Origin of the sequence: Arthrobacter oryzae (assembly GCF_030718995.1) — a bacterium.
GTDB classification, from domain to species: Bacteria; Actinomycetota; Actinomycetes; order Actinomycetales; family Micrococcaceae; genus Arthrobacter; species Arthrobacter oryzae_C.
In genome coordinates this window covers 76,901-91,274 of the sequence record NZ_CP132204.1, presented here as the reverse complement: position 1 = coordinate 91,274, position 14,374 = coordinate 76,901, and the positions used below count along the sequence as shown (strand labels likewise).

Below are 14,374 nucleotides of genomic sequence, written 5' to 3'. Positions count from 1 at the left end.
CCGGATGGTGCCCGGCCCCAACAAACGGAGCATGGCCACGTCCACGGCGCTCCGGAGCATACCGACGCCATGGCCGGGGTGTTCTCGGAACTGCCGTTCCGGACCCGCATCTGGTTCCGCCGCGCCCGGATCGTCGGATTGCGGGTCCTGCGGCTCGTCCGGACAGGCCTGATCCGGCTCCTGCCCGGCGTCCGGTTCCTGCTGCGTGCGGTGCACCGGCGCTGGCGCCGGTCCCTCCAGTTCCGCACGGTCCTCACCACTCTCTTGCTCTCTATCGGCTCCTTCGCCGTGGTCGGTGCCTACCTGTCGAACCAGATCGCCAACAACCTGTTCCAGGAACGGCTGACCCAGGCGGAGTCGGAGACGCTCTACCACGTCAAACAGGTCCAGGACACGTTCGACGGGGCCCAGGTCACCGATCAGTCCAGCGTCATCACGCTGGTCTACGACACCCTCAATGCCGTTGAGGGGCGGGGAAACGTCATCCAGCGGCGGTATGTGTTCGAAGCGATGCCGGAACAGACGAAGCCCCGAAACCGCTGGGTGGAATCGCGGGCCTCGGACCAGCTCACCATCAGCGTGATCCCGCCGGAGTTGCGGAAGGCCGTACAGGAGTCGGGGAAAGACCAGTACTGGGCATCCACCGAATTCCCGGTAGGCACGGAAGACCGGCCGGGTATTGCCGTGGGCAACAAGGTCACGTTCAACGGCACCGTGTACGAGCTGTACCTTATCTACGACCTGAATACCGCGCAGAAAACCCTGGATGAAATCCAGAACGTCCTGCTGGCCGGCGGGGCAGTCCTGGTTCTGATCATCGGTGCCATCGCGTGGTACGTGACCCGGAACGTGGTCAGCCCGGTCAGCCATGCTGCGGTGGTGTCGGAGAAACTGGCGGCCGGGCAGCTCCAGGAACGCATGGTGGTCAAGGGCGAAGACGAGGTGGCACGGCTGGGCGCATCATTCAACCACATGGCCGCCAGCCTGCAGGAACAGATCACCCAGCTGGCAACGCTGTCCCAGATGCAGCAGCGCTTTGTCTCCGATGTGTCCCACGAACTGCGCACGCCCCTCACCACGGTGCGGATGGCTGCGGAAGTACTGTACGACGCACGGCATGATTTCGACCCCATCAACAAGCGCTCCGCCGAGCTGCTCTACAACCAGGTGGAGCGGTTCCAGTCACTGCTGGCTGATCTCCTGGAAATCTCCCGCTTCGACGCAGGCGTGGCCGTGCTCGACGCCGAACCCACCGATATCCTGCAGCTCCTCACGAATGTCGTGGAAGACGCTCAGCCCGTCGCGGCGGAGTACGGCTCGGAAGTCACCATCAATTCGCAGGAAGAGAGCGTCGTCGTGGAGATGGATGACCGGCGCATCGAGCGGATCCTCCGCAACCTCGTGCTTAACGCGCTCGAACACAGTGAAGGGAAACCGGTCAACATTTCCGTAGCTGCCAACGAAACCGCCGTCGCCGTCGCCGTCCGTGATCACGGCATCGGAATGACGCAGGCCGAGGCCGCAAGGGTTTTCGACCGTTTCTGGCGGGCAGACCCCGCCCGGGCACGGACCACAGGGGGCAGCGGGCTGGGCCTGTCCATCGCCGCGGAAGACACCAAACTCCACAATGGATGGCTCCAGGCCTGGGGCAACAAGGGAACGGGATCCAACTTCAGGCTGACGCTTCCGCTGAGGCAGGGCGAGGCCATCTCGAAGTCTCCGCTCCTGCTGGAACCTGCCGACGTCGAATTGCCTGGTGGAGCGGGGCAGGGCACCATGCTGCTTCTTGACAGTGTTGCTTCGCCCGACGCCGCCGCGCCGGGACCGAAGCCCGCTGCGGGCCGGGAAGAAGCGAAATGACCGCCGGATCACGTCGCTTCCGCGCCCTGGCTGCTGCGCTGATGACAGCCTTGCTCCTGTTGCTGACCTCGTGCGCCCAGATTCCGCGCTCCGGGCCGGTCGGTAAAAGCACTGATGAAAGCGCGGGCAAGCCAAACAACGCCCCCGTATTCTTTCCGGTGGCGCCGCGTGAGGGCGCCGGACCTGATTCCGTCATCGAAGACTTCTACCTCGCCGGCAGTGGCTACGAAGACGACTATGCCGTGGCGCGGGAATACCTGACACAGGCAGCCTCAGTAGCCTGGAAACCGGACCAGCGCACCCTGGTCTTCCGCTCGACGAGGGTGGTCCGGACCGGAGTCGAGAACGTCTATAACTACGAACTGGATGTCGCCTACTCGGTCGACGCGGACGGGATCGCCACGCAGTTCCCCGAAGGCACAAAGGAGAACATTCCCGTCACGCTCACGCAGGTGGACGGGGAATGGCGTATCTCGGCGGTTCCTGACGGGATCGCCATCCCGGAGCAGACGTTCAAGGTGATTTACGGCGCCTACCCCATCTATTTCTACGATCCCGGCTACACCTACGCCGTGCCCGACGTCAGATGGTTCAACAAGAAGAGGACGGTCAAGGCGATGACCAGCGCTTTGCTGAGCGGCCCTGCCCCGTACCTCAAGGGCGCCGTGGTCAGCGCCTTCCCCTCCGGGATGAAGCTGACGCGGGAGTCCGTTCCCGTCGTCTCAGGCGCAGCCCAGGTGGACCTTTCGGCCAAGGAACTCGTGGAAGCCTCCAACGAGGACAGGCTGAGGATGCAGACGCAGCTGGCCCTCACCTTCCGTGGCCAGCCGGATGTCGTCAACGTGGAATTGCGGGCAAACCAGGACCTCGTCCGTGTCGAGGACAACGGGTCCGTGCTGCCTCCGGTCCGGGACAAGAATGTCCCCGCCCGGCAGATTGCCGTGAACGACGGCCAGCTGGTCAGGTACGAGAACAACCGTATTTCACCGTTGCCGGATATCCAGCCGGTGGGGGCCCTCGGTCCTGTTTCCCCTGCCGAATCGCCGGTATCACAGTCGGTGGCATTCCTCAACGGCAGCCGGACCACGTTGTACTCGATCGTGCCTGGCCAGCCCGCGCGTGCGCTGACCACACGGTCCACCCTGACTCATCCGTCGTTCGGCCAGCAGGATTGGGTCTGGACGGCTGGCCCCGGAGCCAACGGTGCCACGGAAGTACTTGCCTACCGTCCCACAGGCGTGACGGAAGGAGCCGCCGTGCCTACAGTCACGCTGGCCCCTGCCTGGCTTGCCGGACGCACAGTCAAGGAGTTCCGCATATCGCGTGAAGGGGTGCGTGCCTTGGTTATTTCGGAGCAGAACGGGAAGACCCGCGTGCAGGTGACGGGCATCGTGCGCAATGCCGACGGCACGCCCCGGGACCTGACAGCGCCGACGACTCTGCTGACGGACCGGCAGCCGGACCAGGGCGTGTGGGTCAGCGACACCACCGTGGTGGTTATGAAGGCATCGGCCACTGACAACGTCACACCGGAACTGCTCTCCCTGGCATCAACGCAGGCCCAGCAGCTGGCACCCTGGCCAGGGCTTACGGCAATCAGTGCAGGCAACGGGCCGGAAGAAATTTTCGGACAGTCTGCTGACGGCATTTTCCAGCGACTCGGAAACGGCTGGTCGCCCCAGCTGCAAGGGCCTGTGGATCCGTCTTTCCCCGGCTGACGTCGCGGCATGGCCTCCACCAGGGGCTCCACCCGGCGCGCCGCCCATCCACATCAGCGGGCATGTCCACCTGAGCGGGCATGTGCGCAGTGGGCGTCCGTCCACATCGGCGGAACTGTCCACACAGGCGGATTGGGGACTGCCGCCGGGGGTATCCCGTCAGGCAGCCTTGATGATGTGATGAGAAGCTCCGATCCGGATCTTGAACCGGCCGCCCCCACGCCGGCAAAGCACCGCAGCGACTATGCGCAGTGGTGGATGCGGGCCGCGGATGGTGCAGCGAACGCCGGCCGGGAGCTACTGGCACTCGCCGCCCCGGTGGAATGCGTGTGTTGCGGGACCGAAGACTTCTCCCTGTGCGGCCACTGTGAACGGGCCGTGCGTGTGCTCACAAGGACCCCGTTCCGGGCTGACGGGCAGGCACCCGCCCTGATGGACGTGAACGGGTCGGTGATCCTGCCTGTCGTTGCGGCGGGGGTTTACCGCGAGGAGCTCGCACAGGCCGTGCTCTCCTTCAAGAAACACGGCCAGGGCCAGCTCGAATCGGTGTTGGCCAAAGCGTTGGGACGGGCCATCAAAGGGGCGGCGGGGACTATGTCGGGATTCTGCCTGGTGCCCGTTCCCACTACCAGCAGCGCGTTCAGGAGACGTGGCTTCAGCCCCGTGCATCTCATGCTCCGGAACCTGGCCAGAAGCGGGAGCCTTGGGGCGGGGCGCACCGCCAGCATACTCCGCAAGGGAGGCATCCTCACGCAGGGAGGCCGGGCCGCCGGCGGGTTGCCTGAGCGCCTCCAGGCGCTGGTCCCAGCGCATGCCCTGGCCGGAGGACAGAAAGGCCTGGGACGCGGCGCCCGCGTTAGGCGTGTCCGTGGCTCCATGCGGGCAAGGCCAATGCTCCTTGCACCGGATATCAGGGGGCGCCGGTGCATCCTCGTGGATGACGTCCTCACCACCGGCGCCACGCTGGCGGAAGCGGCGCGGGCAGTGCACCAGGCGGGAGGGGTAGTGGTGGGTGCCGTCGTTCTTGCGGCGACACGCCCGCCCGACGTCGCCGATCCGCCGGCCGCTCCCGGCGCCAGCGCGGCGAAGGGCGGCTGACTCGGAAAAAAATAAACGAAGAAAAGGTGAATAACGGGTAGCGATGAACTAACGTCGGTTGTGGGTACCAAGATCAGTTGTACCTGTCGATAGCGGCTCGGAAAGGGGCTCGACTGTCAGTCAGATCGGCCCCGGGAAGTGCCGCCGTCGTGTCACCGAAGTCATTTGGAGGGCACCATGGAGTTCATGATCAGCGGACGGAATTTGACGGTTTCAGACCGCTTCCGCGAATACGCCGACGAGAAGATCTCAAAGATCGCATCGCTGGGAGACAAGGTCCAAAGGGTGGACGCGAAGGTCTCCAAGGAGACCAAGGCCCGCCAGACCGCAGACTTGCTCACGGTTGAGCTGACTGTCTTGGGCCGCGGCCCCGTTATCCGTGCGGAGGCCAGCGCCGCCGACAAGTTCGCCGCGTTCGATCTCGCTTACAACAAGCTTCTTGAGCGCCTGCGCCGGGCCAAGGACCGGAAGAAGGTCCACCACGGGCGGCATACACCCAAGGCCGTCCGCGAGGCGACAGCCAGCCTTGAGCCGGCAAGCGCCACGGAGCCTCTGTACGTGGAGGCAAGCAATCACCAGGAGCCCCAGCCCGCCCCGGTCGAAAGGTCGCCGTACGACGTCGACAACGACATCCCTGCAGGGGATTCGCCGGTCCTGATCCGCCGCAAGGTGTTCCCGGCGGCATCCCTCACGCTCGACGACGCCGTCGACAATATGGAGCTCGTGGGTCACGACTTCTACCTGTTTGTGGACAAGGAAACCAAGGCGCCGTCGGTTGTGTACCGTCGCGACGGCTGGACCTACGGTGTCATCAGCCTGGACCAGACGTGTGAACCGGGCGAAGCGGCCGTGGAAGAGAAGATCCTCGCTTACCGCTCGGAGGATGAGCCTGCGCGCGCCTGAGCCGCGCGTCCGCCTAAGCTGGTGTTGACCAGCCAAAGGAAGGACTGACATGGGCGCATCGCTGAGCCTCGAGCAGGCACGGCGGATCGCATTGGCAGCCCAGGGATTGGACAAAGGACGGCCCGCCGGACCCGTGACTGCACGGGCGGTGGGCCGGACCTTTGACCGGCTCCACCTGGTGCAGATCGATTCAGTCAACGTGCTCGCCCGCAGCCACTACCTGCCGTTCTTTTCCCGGCTCGGAAACTACGACCGCGCCATTTTGCATCGGATGGCCTCCACGCATCCGCGCAGGATGACTGAGTACTGGGCACACGAAGCCAGCTTTATCCGGCCGGACCACTTTCCGGACCTGCTGCTGTGGCAGAACCGGAAATGGGTCGGCGCAGCAGGCATGGACCCGGAGCTGCGGACCGGCGTCGCCGCCAGGATCCTTGACGAGCTCGCGAAGGGAAGACCCCTCACCGCCGCCGAGCTCACCGCACGGATCGGGCACGTCGAGGACCGCCGCACGGACAACTGGGGCTGGAACTGGAACGCAGTAAAACGCGTCCTGGAGCATCTCTTCGAAGACGGGCTCGTCTCGGCTTCCTCCCGGACGGAACAGTTCGAGCGCCGCTATACGCTCACCGCCAAGGTCTATTCAGCGTTCGACGGCGGGGGAGGGGCACACGCTGACCCTGCGGCGGCGATGGACCGGCTTATCGACGCCGCGGCCCGGGCCCACGGCATTGGCACCGTGCGCTGTTTTTCGGACTACTTCCGCACGCCCCTGCGGGCGGCCGCCATCGCGGTGGAGAACCTGGTTGAACTCGGAACCCTTGAACACGTCTCGGTCCGGGGCTGGAACAGGCCGGTCTACCGTCACGTCGAGTCACGGCTTCCCCGGAAGGCAACCGGACGGGCGCTGCTGAGCCCCTTTGACTCGCTTGTCTTCGAGCGCCGGCGGCTGGAAGAGCTATTCGGCTTCCACTACAGGATTGAGATCTACACCCCGGAGGCCAAACGGCGGTTCGGTTATTACGTCCTGCCTTTCCTTCTGCGGGATAGCATCGTGGCGCGCGTGGACCTCAAAGCTGACAGGGCGGCCGGGCTACTGCTGGCGAGGGCTGCGCACGCCGAGCCGGACGCGCCCGCGGACACCGCCGTCGAACTCGCCGCGGAACTGCACCTCATGGCCGAATGGCTGGGGCTCGACGCGGTGGTCGTTTCGCCCGCAGGGGACCTGGCGCCGTCCCTTGCCGAGGCAGTCGCAGCCTGCGGAACGGGACTATCAGCTCTCAGGGAACAGACGTAACTTGCCGTGCGTGTCTCCCGTAGACTGAACACGCCAGAATTCGGCAGCTTGAGACTGGGAGCAACTTCACGTGGCATCACTTATCGAAAAACTTCTCCGTACGGGTGACAAAAAAACCCTGAGGCAACTGAGGAACTATGCCGATTCCATCAATGCCCTGGAGAGCTCTTTCCAGACCTTCACGGACGCCGAACTGCGCGAAGAAACCGACCGGCTCCGGGGACGCCACCAAGACGGCGAAAAGTTGGATGACCTCCTGCCGGAGGCCTTCGCCGCCGTCCGTGAAGCGTCCTCACGAACACTGGGAATGCGCCACTTTGACGTCCAGCTGATGGGTGGCGCCGCCCTGCACCTCGGCAACATCGCCGAAATGAAGACCGGTGAAGGCAAGACGCTCGTGGCCACTGCTCCGGCCTACCTCAACGCCCTCGCCGGCAACGGCGTCCACGTCATCACCGTGAACGACTACCTCGCCGAATACCAGTCAGACCTAATGGGCCGCGTCTACCGCTTCCTCGGCCTGACCAGCGGTTGCATCCTGTCCAACCAGGACCCCGCTGTGCGCCGCGAACAGTACGCGGCAGACATCACTTACGGCACCAACAACGAATTCGGCTTCGACTACCTGCGCGACAACATGGCGTGGGACAAGTCGGAACTCGTCCAGCGCGGCCACCATTTCGCGATCGTTGACGAAGTTGACTCCATCCTCATTGACGAGGCCCGCACCCCGCTCATCATTTCCGGTCCGGCCCAGGGCGACACGAACCGCTGGTACAGCGAGTTCGCCAGAGTGGTCCTGCGGCTCAAGCCCGAGACAGACTACGAGGTTGACGAGAAGAAGCGCACCGTGGGTGTGCTCGAGGCAGGCATCGAGAAGGTTGAGGACTACCTCGGCATCCACAACCTCTACGAGTCGGCCAACACTCCGCTGATCGGCTTCCTTAACAACGCCATCAAGGCCAAGGAACTCTTCAAGCGGGACAAGGACTACGTCATCCTCGACGGCGAAGTGCTGATCGTTGATGAGCACACGGGCCGCATCCTGGCGGGTCGGCGCTACAACGAGGGCATGCACCAGGCGATCGAGGCCAAGGAAGGCGTCGAGATCAAGGCGGAGAACCAGACCCTCGCCACGGTGACGCTGCAGAACTACTTCCGTATGTACGACAAGCTTTCCGGCATGACGGGTACTGCGGAGACCGAAGCCGCAGAGTTCATGGGCACCTACAAGCTCGGAGTGGTGGCCATTCCCACCAACCGGGACATGCAGCGCATCGACCAGTCGGACCTCGTCTACAAGAACGAGGCCGTCAAGTTCGACGCCGTCGTCAAGGACATTGCTGAACGGCATGAAAAGGGCCAGCCGGTCCTGGTGGGAACCACCAGCGTGGAAAAGAGCGAATACCTCTCCCGGCTGCTGGCCAAGGAAGGCATCCGGCACGAGGTCCTGAACGCGAAGAACCACGCCCGGGAAGCCGCGATCGTCGCGCAGGCGGGCCGTAAGGGCGCCGTGACCGTAGCCACGAACATGGCCGGTCGCGGCACCGACATCATGCTGGGCGGAAACGCTGAATTCACCGCGGTAGCCGAGCTGGCGGCCAAGGGACTGGATCCGGAGGAGAACTCGGAAGAGTACGAGGCCGCGTGGCCTGCGGCCTTCGAAGCGGCCAAACAGGCTGTCAAGGATGAGCACGAGGAAGTCCTGAACCTGGGCGGCCTGTACGTCCTGGGCACCGAACGCCACGAGTCCCGCCGCATCGACAACCAGCTCCGGGGACGTTCCGGACGCCAGGGGGATCCCGGCGAGTCCCGGTTCTACCTGTCCTTGACCGATGACCTGATGCGCCTCTTCAATTCGGGCGCAGCCGAACGGCTCATGAACAGTTCCGTTCCGGACGACGTCGCGCTGGAATCCAAGCTGGTATCCAGGGCCATCGCCTCGGCCCAGGGCCAGGTCGAAGGCCGCAACGCGGAACAGCGCAAGAACGTCCTCAAGTACGACGACGTCCTCAACCGCCAGCGCGAAGCCATCTATGGGGACCGCCGCCGCATCCTCGAGGGCGACGACCTCCACGAGAAGGTTCAGTTCTTCCTGGAGGACACCATCACGGCCCTCATTGACGAAGCGACGGCCGAAGGCACCGGGGACGACTGGGACTTCAACCAGCTCTGGACGAACCTGAAGACGCTTTACCCCGTGAGCGTCACATCCCACGACGTCATCGACGAAGCTGGCGGGAAATCCCGGATCACAGTGGACTTCCTGAAGGAAGAGATTCTTTCCGACGCCCGCCTGGTCTACCAGGCCAGGGAACAGGCCATCGGCTCCGAGAGCATGCGCGAACTGGAACGCCGCGTTGTGCTGTCCGTGATCGGCCGGAAGTGGCAGGAACATCTCTACGAAATGGACTACCTGAAGGAAGGTATCGGCCTGCGGGCCATGGCACAGCGTGATCCGCTCGTGGAGTACCAGCGGGAGGGATTCATCATGTTCCAGGCCATGATGGAGGCGATCCGCGAAGAAAGTGTGGGCTTCCTGTTCAACCTTGAGGTCGAAGTGACTCGCGCGGAGGACGTTGTGGTTGCCGACGGCGCCGGGGAACACACGGAGCACCATGAGCCGCAGATCCGGGCGGCCGGGCTGGAAGCTCCGGAAAAGCCTGCCCAGCTGCAGTACACGGCACCGGGCGAAGACGGCGCCAGCCAGACGCGCGTTGAGGCCAGGTCGTCGGGACGTTCAGGCAATCCGGCGAAGGCGGCGGCCCAGGACGGAGCCCGGAAGCCGGCTCCGAAGAAGAAAAAGCGCTAGGAAATTGACGGCTGCCGGGGCGGTAGCACCGTAAAGACGCGTGAGGATCGGAACCAAGGTTCCGGTCCTCACGCGTATCTGCTTCTGAACACTCCTGACCCACTCCTGTACGCAAGGCCGGGTGGCGGGACCGCGCCCTTCGTGACACCAGTCAGCCGATCTCCAGCGCCGTGATCCGCCACACCTGGTTGCTGCGTTCCAGCCTGACGGCGACTGCCCGGACCCTCAGCTCATCCACCACGACGGCGCTGGCCTCGTAGATTCCGTCGGCGACTTCGCAGGCGCGGACAGACCGGACGGCAGGATTCCTGTGCAGGCGTCCTGCTGTTGGCGAGGACCCTGCCGCAAGCCGGCGGGTCAATGCGGCGCGGTGCTGCAGCGAGGCCAGGCAGTGTTGGTCAAGGCGGCGTGAAAGTTGCTGGATGGGACGCGTTCCGGCCAAGACTTCGACGGCGGCCTGCACGGTTCCTCGTGTGATCGCGCAGACTTCCCTGTTTTCGCCCGCCATCTGAAGGATGCGCCGGGCTTCAGGGGCTTCACGGCCTTCACGTAGGGCGGCGGCGGGCCGGGACGCCGGCGCAGCGTAAGCCTGAGGCGGCTCCGGGGAAGGAGTAGCCCCGTCCGGGACTGCTGCCAGCCTGCGGACCGGTGAAGGGCCGGGGGCGGGGCGTTCCGCTGCCGCTGATGAGGGGACCAGATGCAATGCGCTCATGACGTTTCCTCTGATTGAGATCGGATTTCTGAAAATTGCGGGTTGCAGGCTGCGGGTTCAGGTCGTGGACGGCGGCTTAAGGACTTGTCCCGGCAGGAGGAGGCCAGGGTTGTCTCCTATGACAGCCCGGTTGGCCTCATACCAGCGGGGCCACGCCACTGCGATGTCCAGGTCAGAGGCGGAGGAGCCGCCCAGGTGCCTTGCCGCAATGCTCCAGAGCGAGTCCCCGGCCATCACGGTGACGGTCCCGGTTTCGTCAATGGGCTGCTGGCGGGCCGACCTCGCGGGGTGTGCGGCCAACGGCCCCGGGCTCACGACGGGGGCATTCGGCTTCCACCCTGGATCGATTCCGCCGGGGCCCGGAGTGGCCCTCGGAGCTGCCTGATCCGTGGGTGCCCAATCCGCTGCAACGGCCGGGGCAGATGTCGGACCCCATCGCGGGTCTGTAGTCTCCGGAGCGGCATGGGCAAGCGGTGCGCCAAGGAGCTGCAGTCCGACTGCGGCCAGGGCGAGCCGGCGCATGAAAACCGGGCTGAACTTTCCGGTGATTTCCGCCGCCCGTCTGTTGCCCGCCCGCTCAAGAGCGGCGGACGCCAGCGCGATCAACATCGACAAAATCCACCAGGCCACAATGATGAGCCCTGTTGTGTTGGCGACAAAGCCGAGGAGGTCTTCGACGTCCAACGACTGCGCCCGCGCAGAGGACCGTTGCCAGCGCTCCACTTGCGACGCCCCCGTTGCCGCCAGGAAAGTGCCGAGAAGAAGAATTGCCACTGCCAGCGTTGCGTCCGAGCCGAGCAACCTGTCGCGTGAAACGTCCATGACCCCGTCCTTATGACCGTTTGATGCAGTTTGGTGTTGTTTGATACATCTAGATCAAGTTTGACCCCACCTTCAGAATTTTGTCCAGTAAATTGTTTTTATCCCCCGGCGACGGTGCGCGAATTGACCCTGGCAGGGCGCGGGCCTAGATTTGCGGCATGCGTTGGGATGCATTGTTTGAAGACATGGAGGCGCAGATGGCCTCCGTGGACCGGCTGGAGCTTGAGTCGGAAATCGCCGAGCGGTCGCGGGCGGACGTCGCGGGTATGGGGTTGGCGGACAGGCTGCGCGCATCCATGGGCCTCATAGTGGCTGTCCACCTGGGATCGGGAACCGTGTTTGAGGGGACGCTTGGCCATGTGGGAGCAGAGAGCCTTGTGCTCAACGACCATCGTCACCAGGTGCTGATTCCATTTGCATCCGTGTCCCGATACAACGGCCTGGGGCGGTTCGCTATGGCGGAGCCGTCATCAGTGAGGCGGAAACTGGGGCTGGCCAGCGCACTTCGTGGCTTGGCGCGTGACAGGGCTGATGTGGCGGTAACCCTTGGAGGCGCCACACAAGAAGCGGCAGGACTGAACGGCGTCATCGATCGGGTGGGCCGGGACTACTTCGATCTGGCCCTTACCCGGCCGGGAGAAGTCCGTCGCGCCGCCAATGTCAGCCAGGTCGCGTCCGTGCCCTTTTCCTCGCTCGGTGCCCTGCGGTCCGTCCGCGGCTCGGAGTTCTGACAGCATTCGGGGTGCACACGCGCCGTCGCCGGCCCGGTTGTCACCAACCAGAGGGACTTACGTGGCGAGACTGCCTCAGACCGACTTGGACTTTGCTTCCTGGATCACGCGGTCTGCCTCGGCGTAACGCTCTTCGATGTACTGTTCCAGCATCTTTTCTTCAACACGCCATTGTCCGCGTCCGCCCACCTGGATGGCCTTCAGTTCGCCGCTTCGCACGAGCGCATAGGCCGCCGGGGAGTTGATCTGCAGTTGTTCGGCTACGTCTGCGAGGGTGAGGAAGCGGGGCATGCTTCTATTTTGCCACCATTGTTGTCGAATGACGGGGTTATCCACAGTTTGGTGTTGTTTGATGCTGTGACTTTCGGTCCGGCCGTTTTGCCGTAAGAATGAGGGAGCCCGGCGCGTAAACGAGTTCCGTCGGCACCGAGGGGGGAGCGGTACGTGAGTGGAGCAGCGACGACGACGGCAAGCAGGCTGAAGAAGCCGTCTTGGAAGGATCCGCGGCTTTTGCTCGGATTCCTGCTGGTCCTGGCTTCCGTTGCCGGCGTTGTGACGCTGGTCGGTGCCGCCGACCGGACTACCGAGGTGTTCGCGGCCAAAGGACCGATTGCCGTAGGGGAGAAACTCACCCCGGAGAACGTTAACCGGGTGAAAGTCAGGCTCGGCGACGTCGAACCGCACTACGTCACCGCTGAGGCCGGACTTCCCGAAGGCATGGTTGCAGTCCAGAGAATTGGCCCGGACCAGCTGGTGCCAAGGGACAGCCTTGGCAAGCCCGACTCCCTGGACCGCAAACCGGTAGCCATCACTATCGACGAGGCCCTGCCGGAGCAGGCGGCCGCCGGTTCGCGGGTGGATGCCTGGGTGGCGCTGCCGGATGCCCGCAACGGGTTCAGTGAGCCGACGCTGCTGCTTCCGGGAGCCGAGATCGCGGAAGTTACCCCGGGTTCGACCACACTCGGATCTTCGCGGTCCACGGTGGTCATGGTGCTTGTCACGGACGAGCAGATGCCCAGACTGCTGGGTGCCCAGGCGAACAAGGCCAAGATCTCCGTGGTCTGGAACCCGGGCGGCGGAACACCATGAGCATTCCGGTGGTCACGGTGGGGCAATCCCGGGAGGACCTGGTGGGAGGCCTGGAACGTCTTCATGGACCGGTCACGGTGGTGAGGAGGTGCTCCGAACTGACTGAGCTCCTGGCCGCCTGCCAGAGCGGTCTTGCCCGGGCAGCCGTCGTCGCGGAAGGGAGCGACGAGCTGACTGCTTCGCTGGTCGATCGACTCACCGCCGTGGGCGTCGTGATCGTTGCGTTGACGGATAGCTCAACCGAAACGGCGAGGCTGACGGCGATCGGCGTGACGGTTGCCCCGGCCGGCGTGGACTCGGCGGCACTCGCGGCCAGGATCTCGGGCGCGGTTGCCCAGTGGGCCCGTCCCGGGTCGCTTCAGGCAGGGGGCAGCGGCTTTGCAGACACGGGTGCAGCCATCCGGACCCTGCCGGGTGAACGTGAAGAGGATGACGTCCCGGCGGAGCCGGCCGGTACCGGACAGATCATCAGCGTCTGGGGTCCCGCAGGCTCTCCCGGCCGGACGTTGGTGGCCGCCAACATGGCCGGTGAACTGGCCGCCGCGGGCAACTCAGTGCTCCTGGTCGACGCTGACAGCTACGGAGCAAGCGTGGCGGGACTGCTGGGGCTGTTGGACGAATCCGCAGGTCTGGCCCAGGCCTGCCGGCTGGCCGATCTCGGGCAACTCGACGCCGGCGCGTTGCTGAAGGTTGCGACGCCCGTCGCCCTCAAATCGGGAACGCTCAGGGTGCTTACCGGGATCACGCGCGCGGACCGGTGGACCGAGTTGCGTGCGTCGGCCCTCGGTGTGGTTTTTGAGAAAGCACGTGAGGTTGCGGACTACGTCGTTGTGGATACCGGATTCTGCCTGGAGGCAGACGAAGAGCTCAGCTTTGACACCATGGCTCCACGAAGGAACGCCGCCACCCTCAGGAGCCTCGAAGTCGCGGACACTGTCTATGCCGTGGGTTCGGCCGACTCCATCGGCGTGCCCCGGCTCGTCCGGGGTCTTTCCGAGCTTGAGGCAGCGGTTCCCCAGGCGTCACCGCGGGTGATCCTGAACAAGGTCCGTGCTTCGGCCGCCGGACGCTTTCCGGAACGCCAGCTCCGGGATGCGTGGGAAAGGTACGGGCCTGCGGAGGGTATCGCCGCCTTCCTTCCCTCTGACGCTGCAGCAAGCGACGCGGCGCTGTTGTCCGGGAGCCTCTTGCTGGAAACCGCCCCCGAGTCCGGGCTGCGCCTGGCCATTGCCGAATTAGTTTGTGCACCTGTCCAGCAAAAGCGCCGATCCTCTATGTTTTCTTCCACAGCGAAGCGTCACCTAAAGGGCTAGGCTCACCATAAGGGCTGCA

Annotated in this window: 12 protein-coding genes; 9 read left to right on the top strand and 3 right to left on the bottom strand. The window is 64.5% G+C overall.

Going from position 1 to position 14,374, the window contains the following annotated elements; genetic code table 11:
* Window positions 1-69 precede the first annotated feature (69 nt).
* From mtrB to secA, 6 genes are all read left to right on the top strand, one after another.
* On the top strand, window positions 70-1,860 hold the full coding sequence (mtrB, locus tag Q8Z05_RS00400; RefSeq protein ID WP_305943440.1) for an MtrAB system histidine kinase MtrB: 1,791 nt from the start codon (window positions 70-72) through the stop codon (window positions 1,858-1,860).
* The gene (locus Q8Z05_RS00395; protein ID WP_305941581.1) at window positions 1,857-3,578 is read left to right on the top strand and encodes an LpqB family beta-propeller domain-containing protein; all 1,722 of its coding nucleotides are present in this window, start codon (window positions 1,857-1,859) and stop codon (window positions 3,576-3,578) included. Before mtrB ends, Q8Z05_RS00395 begins: the two co-directional genes overlap by 4 nt.
* Before the next feature lie 180 nt (window positions 3,579-3,758).
* On the top strand, window positions 3,759-4,676 hold the full coding sequence (locus Q8Z05_RS00390) for a ComF family protein (protein ID WP_305943439.1): 918 nt from the start codon (window positions 3,759-3,761) through the stop codon (window positions 4,674-4,676).
* Between the two features lie 177 nt (window positions 4,677-4,853).
* Window positions 4,854-5,579 (top strand): ribosome hibernation-promoting factor, HPF/YfiA family, encoded by a 726-nt coding sequence (hpf, locus tag Q8Z05_RS00385; protein WP_305941580.1) that lies wholly within the window; start codon window positions 4,854-4,856, stop codon window positions 5,577-5,579.
* 49 nt (window positions 5,580-5,628) lie between these two features.
* Entirely contained in the window at window positions 5,629-6,876 is a 1,248-nt protein-coding gene (locus Q8Z05_RS00380; protein WP_305941579.1) for a winged helix-turn-helix domain-containing protein, read from the top strand.
* 70 nt (window positions 6,877-6,946) lie between these two features.
* On the top strand, window positions 6,947-9,688 hold the full coding sequence (gene secA / locus Q8Z05_RS00375; RefSeq protein WP_305941578.1) for a preprotein translocase subunit SecA: 2,742 nt from the start codon (window positions 6,947-6,949) through the stop codon (window positions 9,686-9,688).
* Between the two features lie 151 nt (window positions 9,689-9,839).
* Here secA and Q8Z05_RS00370 read toward each other — a convergent pair whose 3' ends face one another.
* Together Q8Z05_RS00370 and Q8Z05_RS00365 are read right to left on the bottom strand one after the other, a co-directional pair.
* The gene (locus Q8Z05_RS00370; protein ID WP_305941577.1) at window positions 9,840-10,400 is read right to left on the bottom strand and encodes an Rv3235 family protein; all 561 of its coding nucleotides are present in this window, start codon (window positions 10,398-10,400) and stop codon (window positions 9,840-9,842) included.
* A 57-nt stretch (window positions 10,401-10,457) separates the two neighbouring features.
* The gene (locus Q8Z05_RS00365; protein ID WP_305941576.1) at window positions 10,458-11,222 is read right to left on the bottom strand and encodes a LysM peptidoglycan-binding domain-containing protein; all 765 of its coding nucleotides are present in this window, start codon (window positions 11,220-11,222) and stop codon (window positions 10,458-10,460) included.
* 158 nt (window positions 11,223-11,380) lie between these two features.
* On the opposite strand from Q8Z05_RS00365, the gene Q8Z05_RS00360 reads away from it, so the two are divergent.
* Window positions 11,381-11,953 (top strand): hypothetical protein, encoded by a 573-nt coding sequence (locus tag Q8Z05_RS00360; RefSeq protein WP_305941575.1) that lies wholly within the window; start codon window positions 11,381-11,383, stop codon window positions 11,951-11,953.
* A gap of 75 nt (window positions 11,954-12,028) precedes the next feature.
* Here Q8Z05_RS00360 and Q8Z05_RS00355 read toward each other — a convergent pair whose 3' ends face one another.
* A complete protein-coding gene (locus tag Q8Z05_RS00355) occupies window positions 12,029-12,244 on the bottom strand; it encodes a helix-turn-helix domain-containing protein (RefSeq protein WP_305941574.1) in 216 nt (71 codons plus the stop codon).
* A gap of 153 nt (window positions 12,245-12,397) precedes the next feature.
* Between Q8Z05_RS00355 and Q8Z05_RS00350 the strand changes: the two genes are divergently transcribed.
* The gene (locus tag Q8Z05_RS00350; protein ID WP_305941573.1) at window positions 12,398-13,042 is read left to right on the top strand and encodes an SAF domain-containing protein; all 645 of its coding nucleotides are present in this window, start codon (window positions 12,398-12,400) and stop codon (window positions 13,040-13,042) included.
* Window positions 13,039-14,355, top strand: coding sequence for an AAA family ATPase (locus Q8Z05_RS00345; RefSeq protein WP_305941572.1), 1,317 nt, complete (start codon window positions 13,039-13,041; stop codon window positions 14,353-14,355). Before Q8Z05_RS00350 ends, Q8Z05_RS00345 begins: the two co-directional genes overlap by 4 nt.
* Window positions 14,356-14,374: the final 19 nt, after the last annotated feature.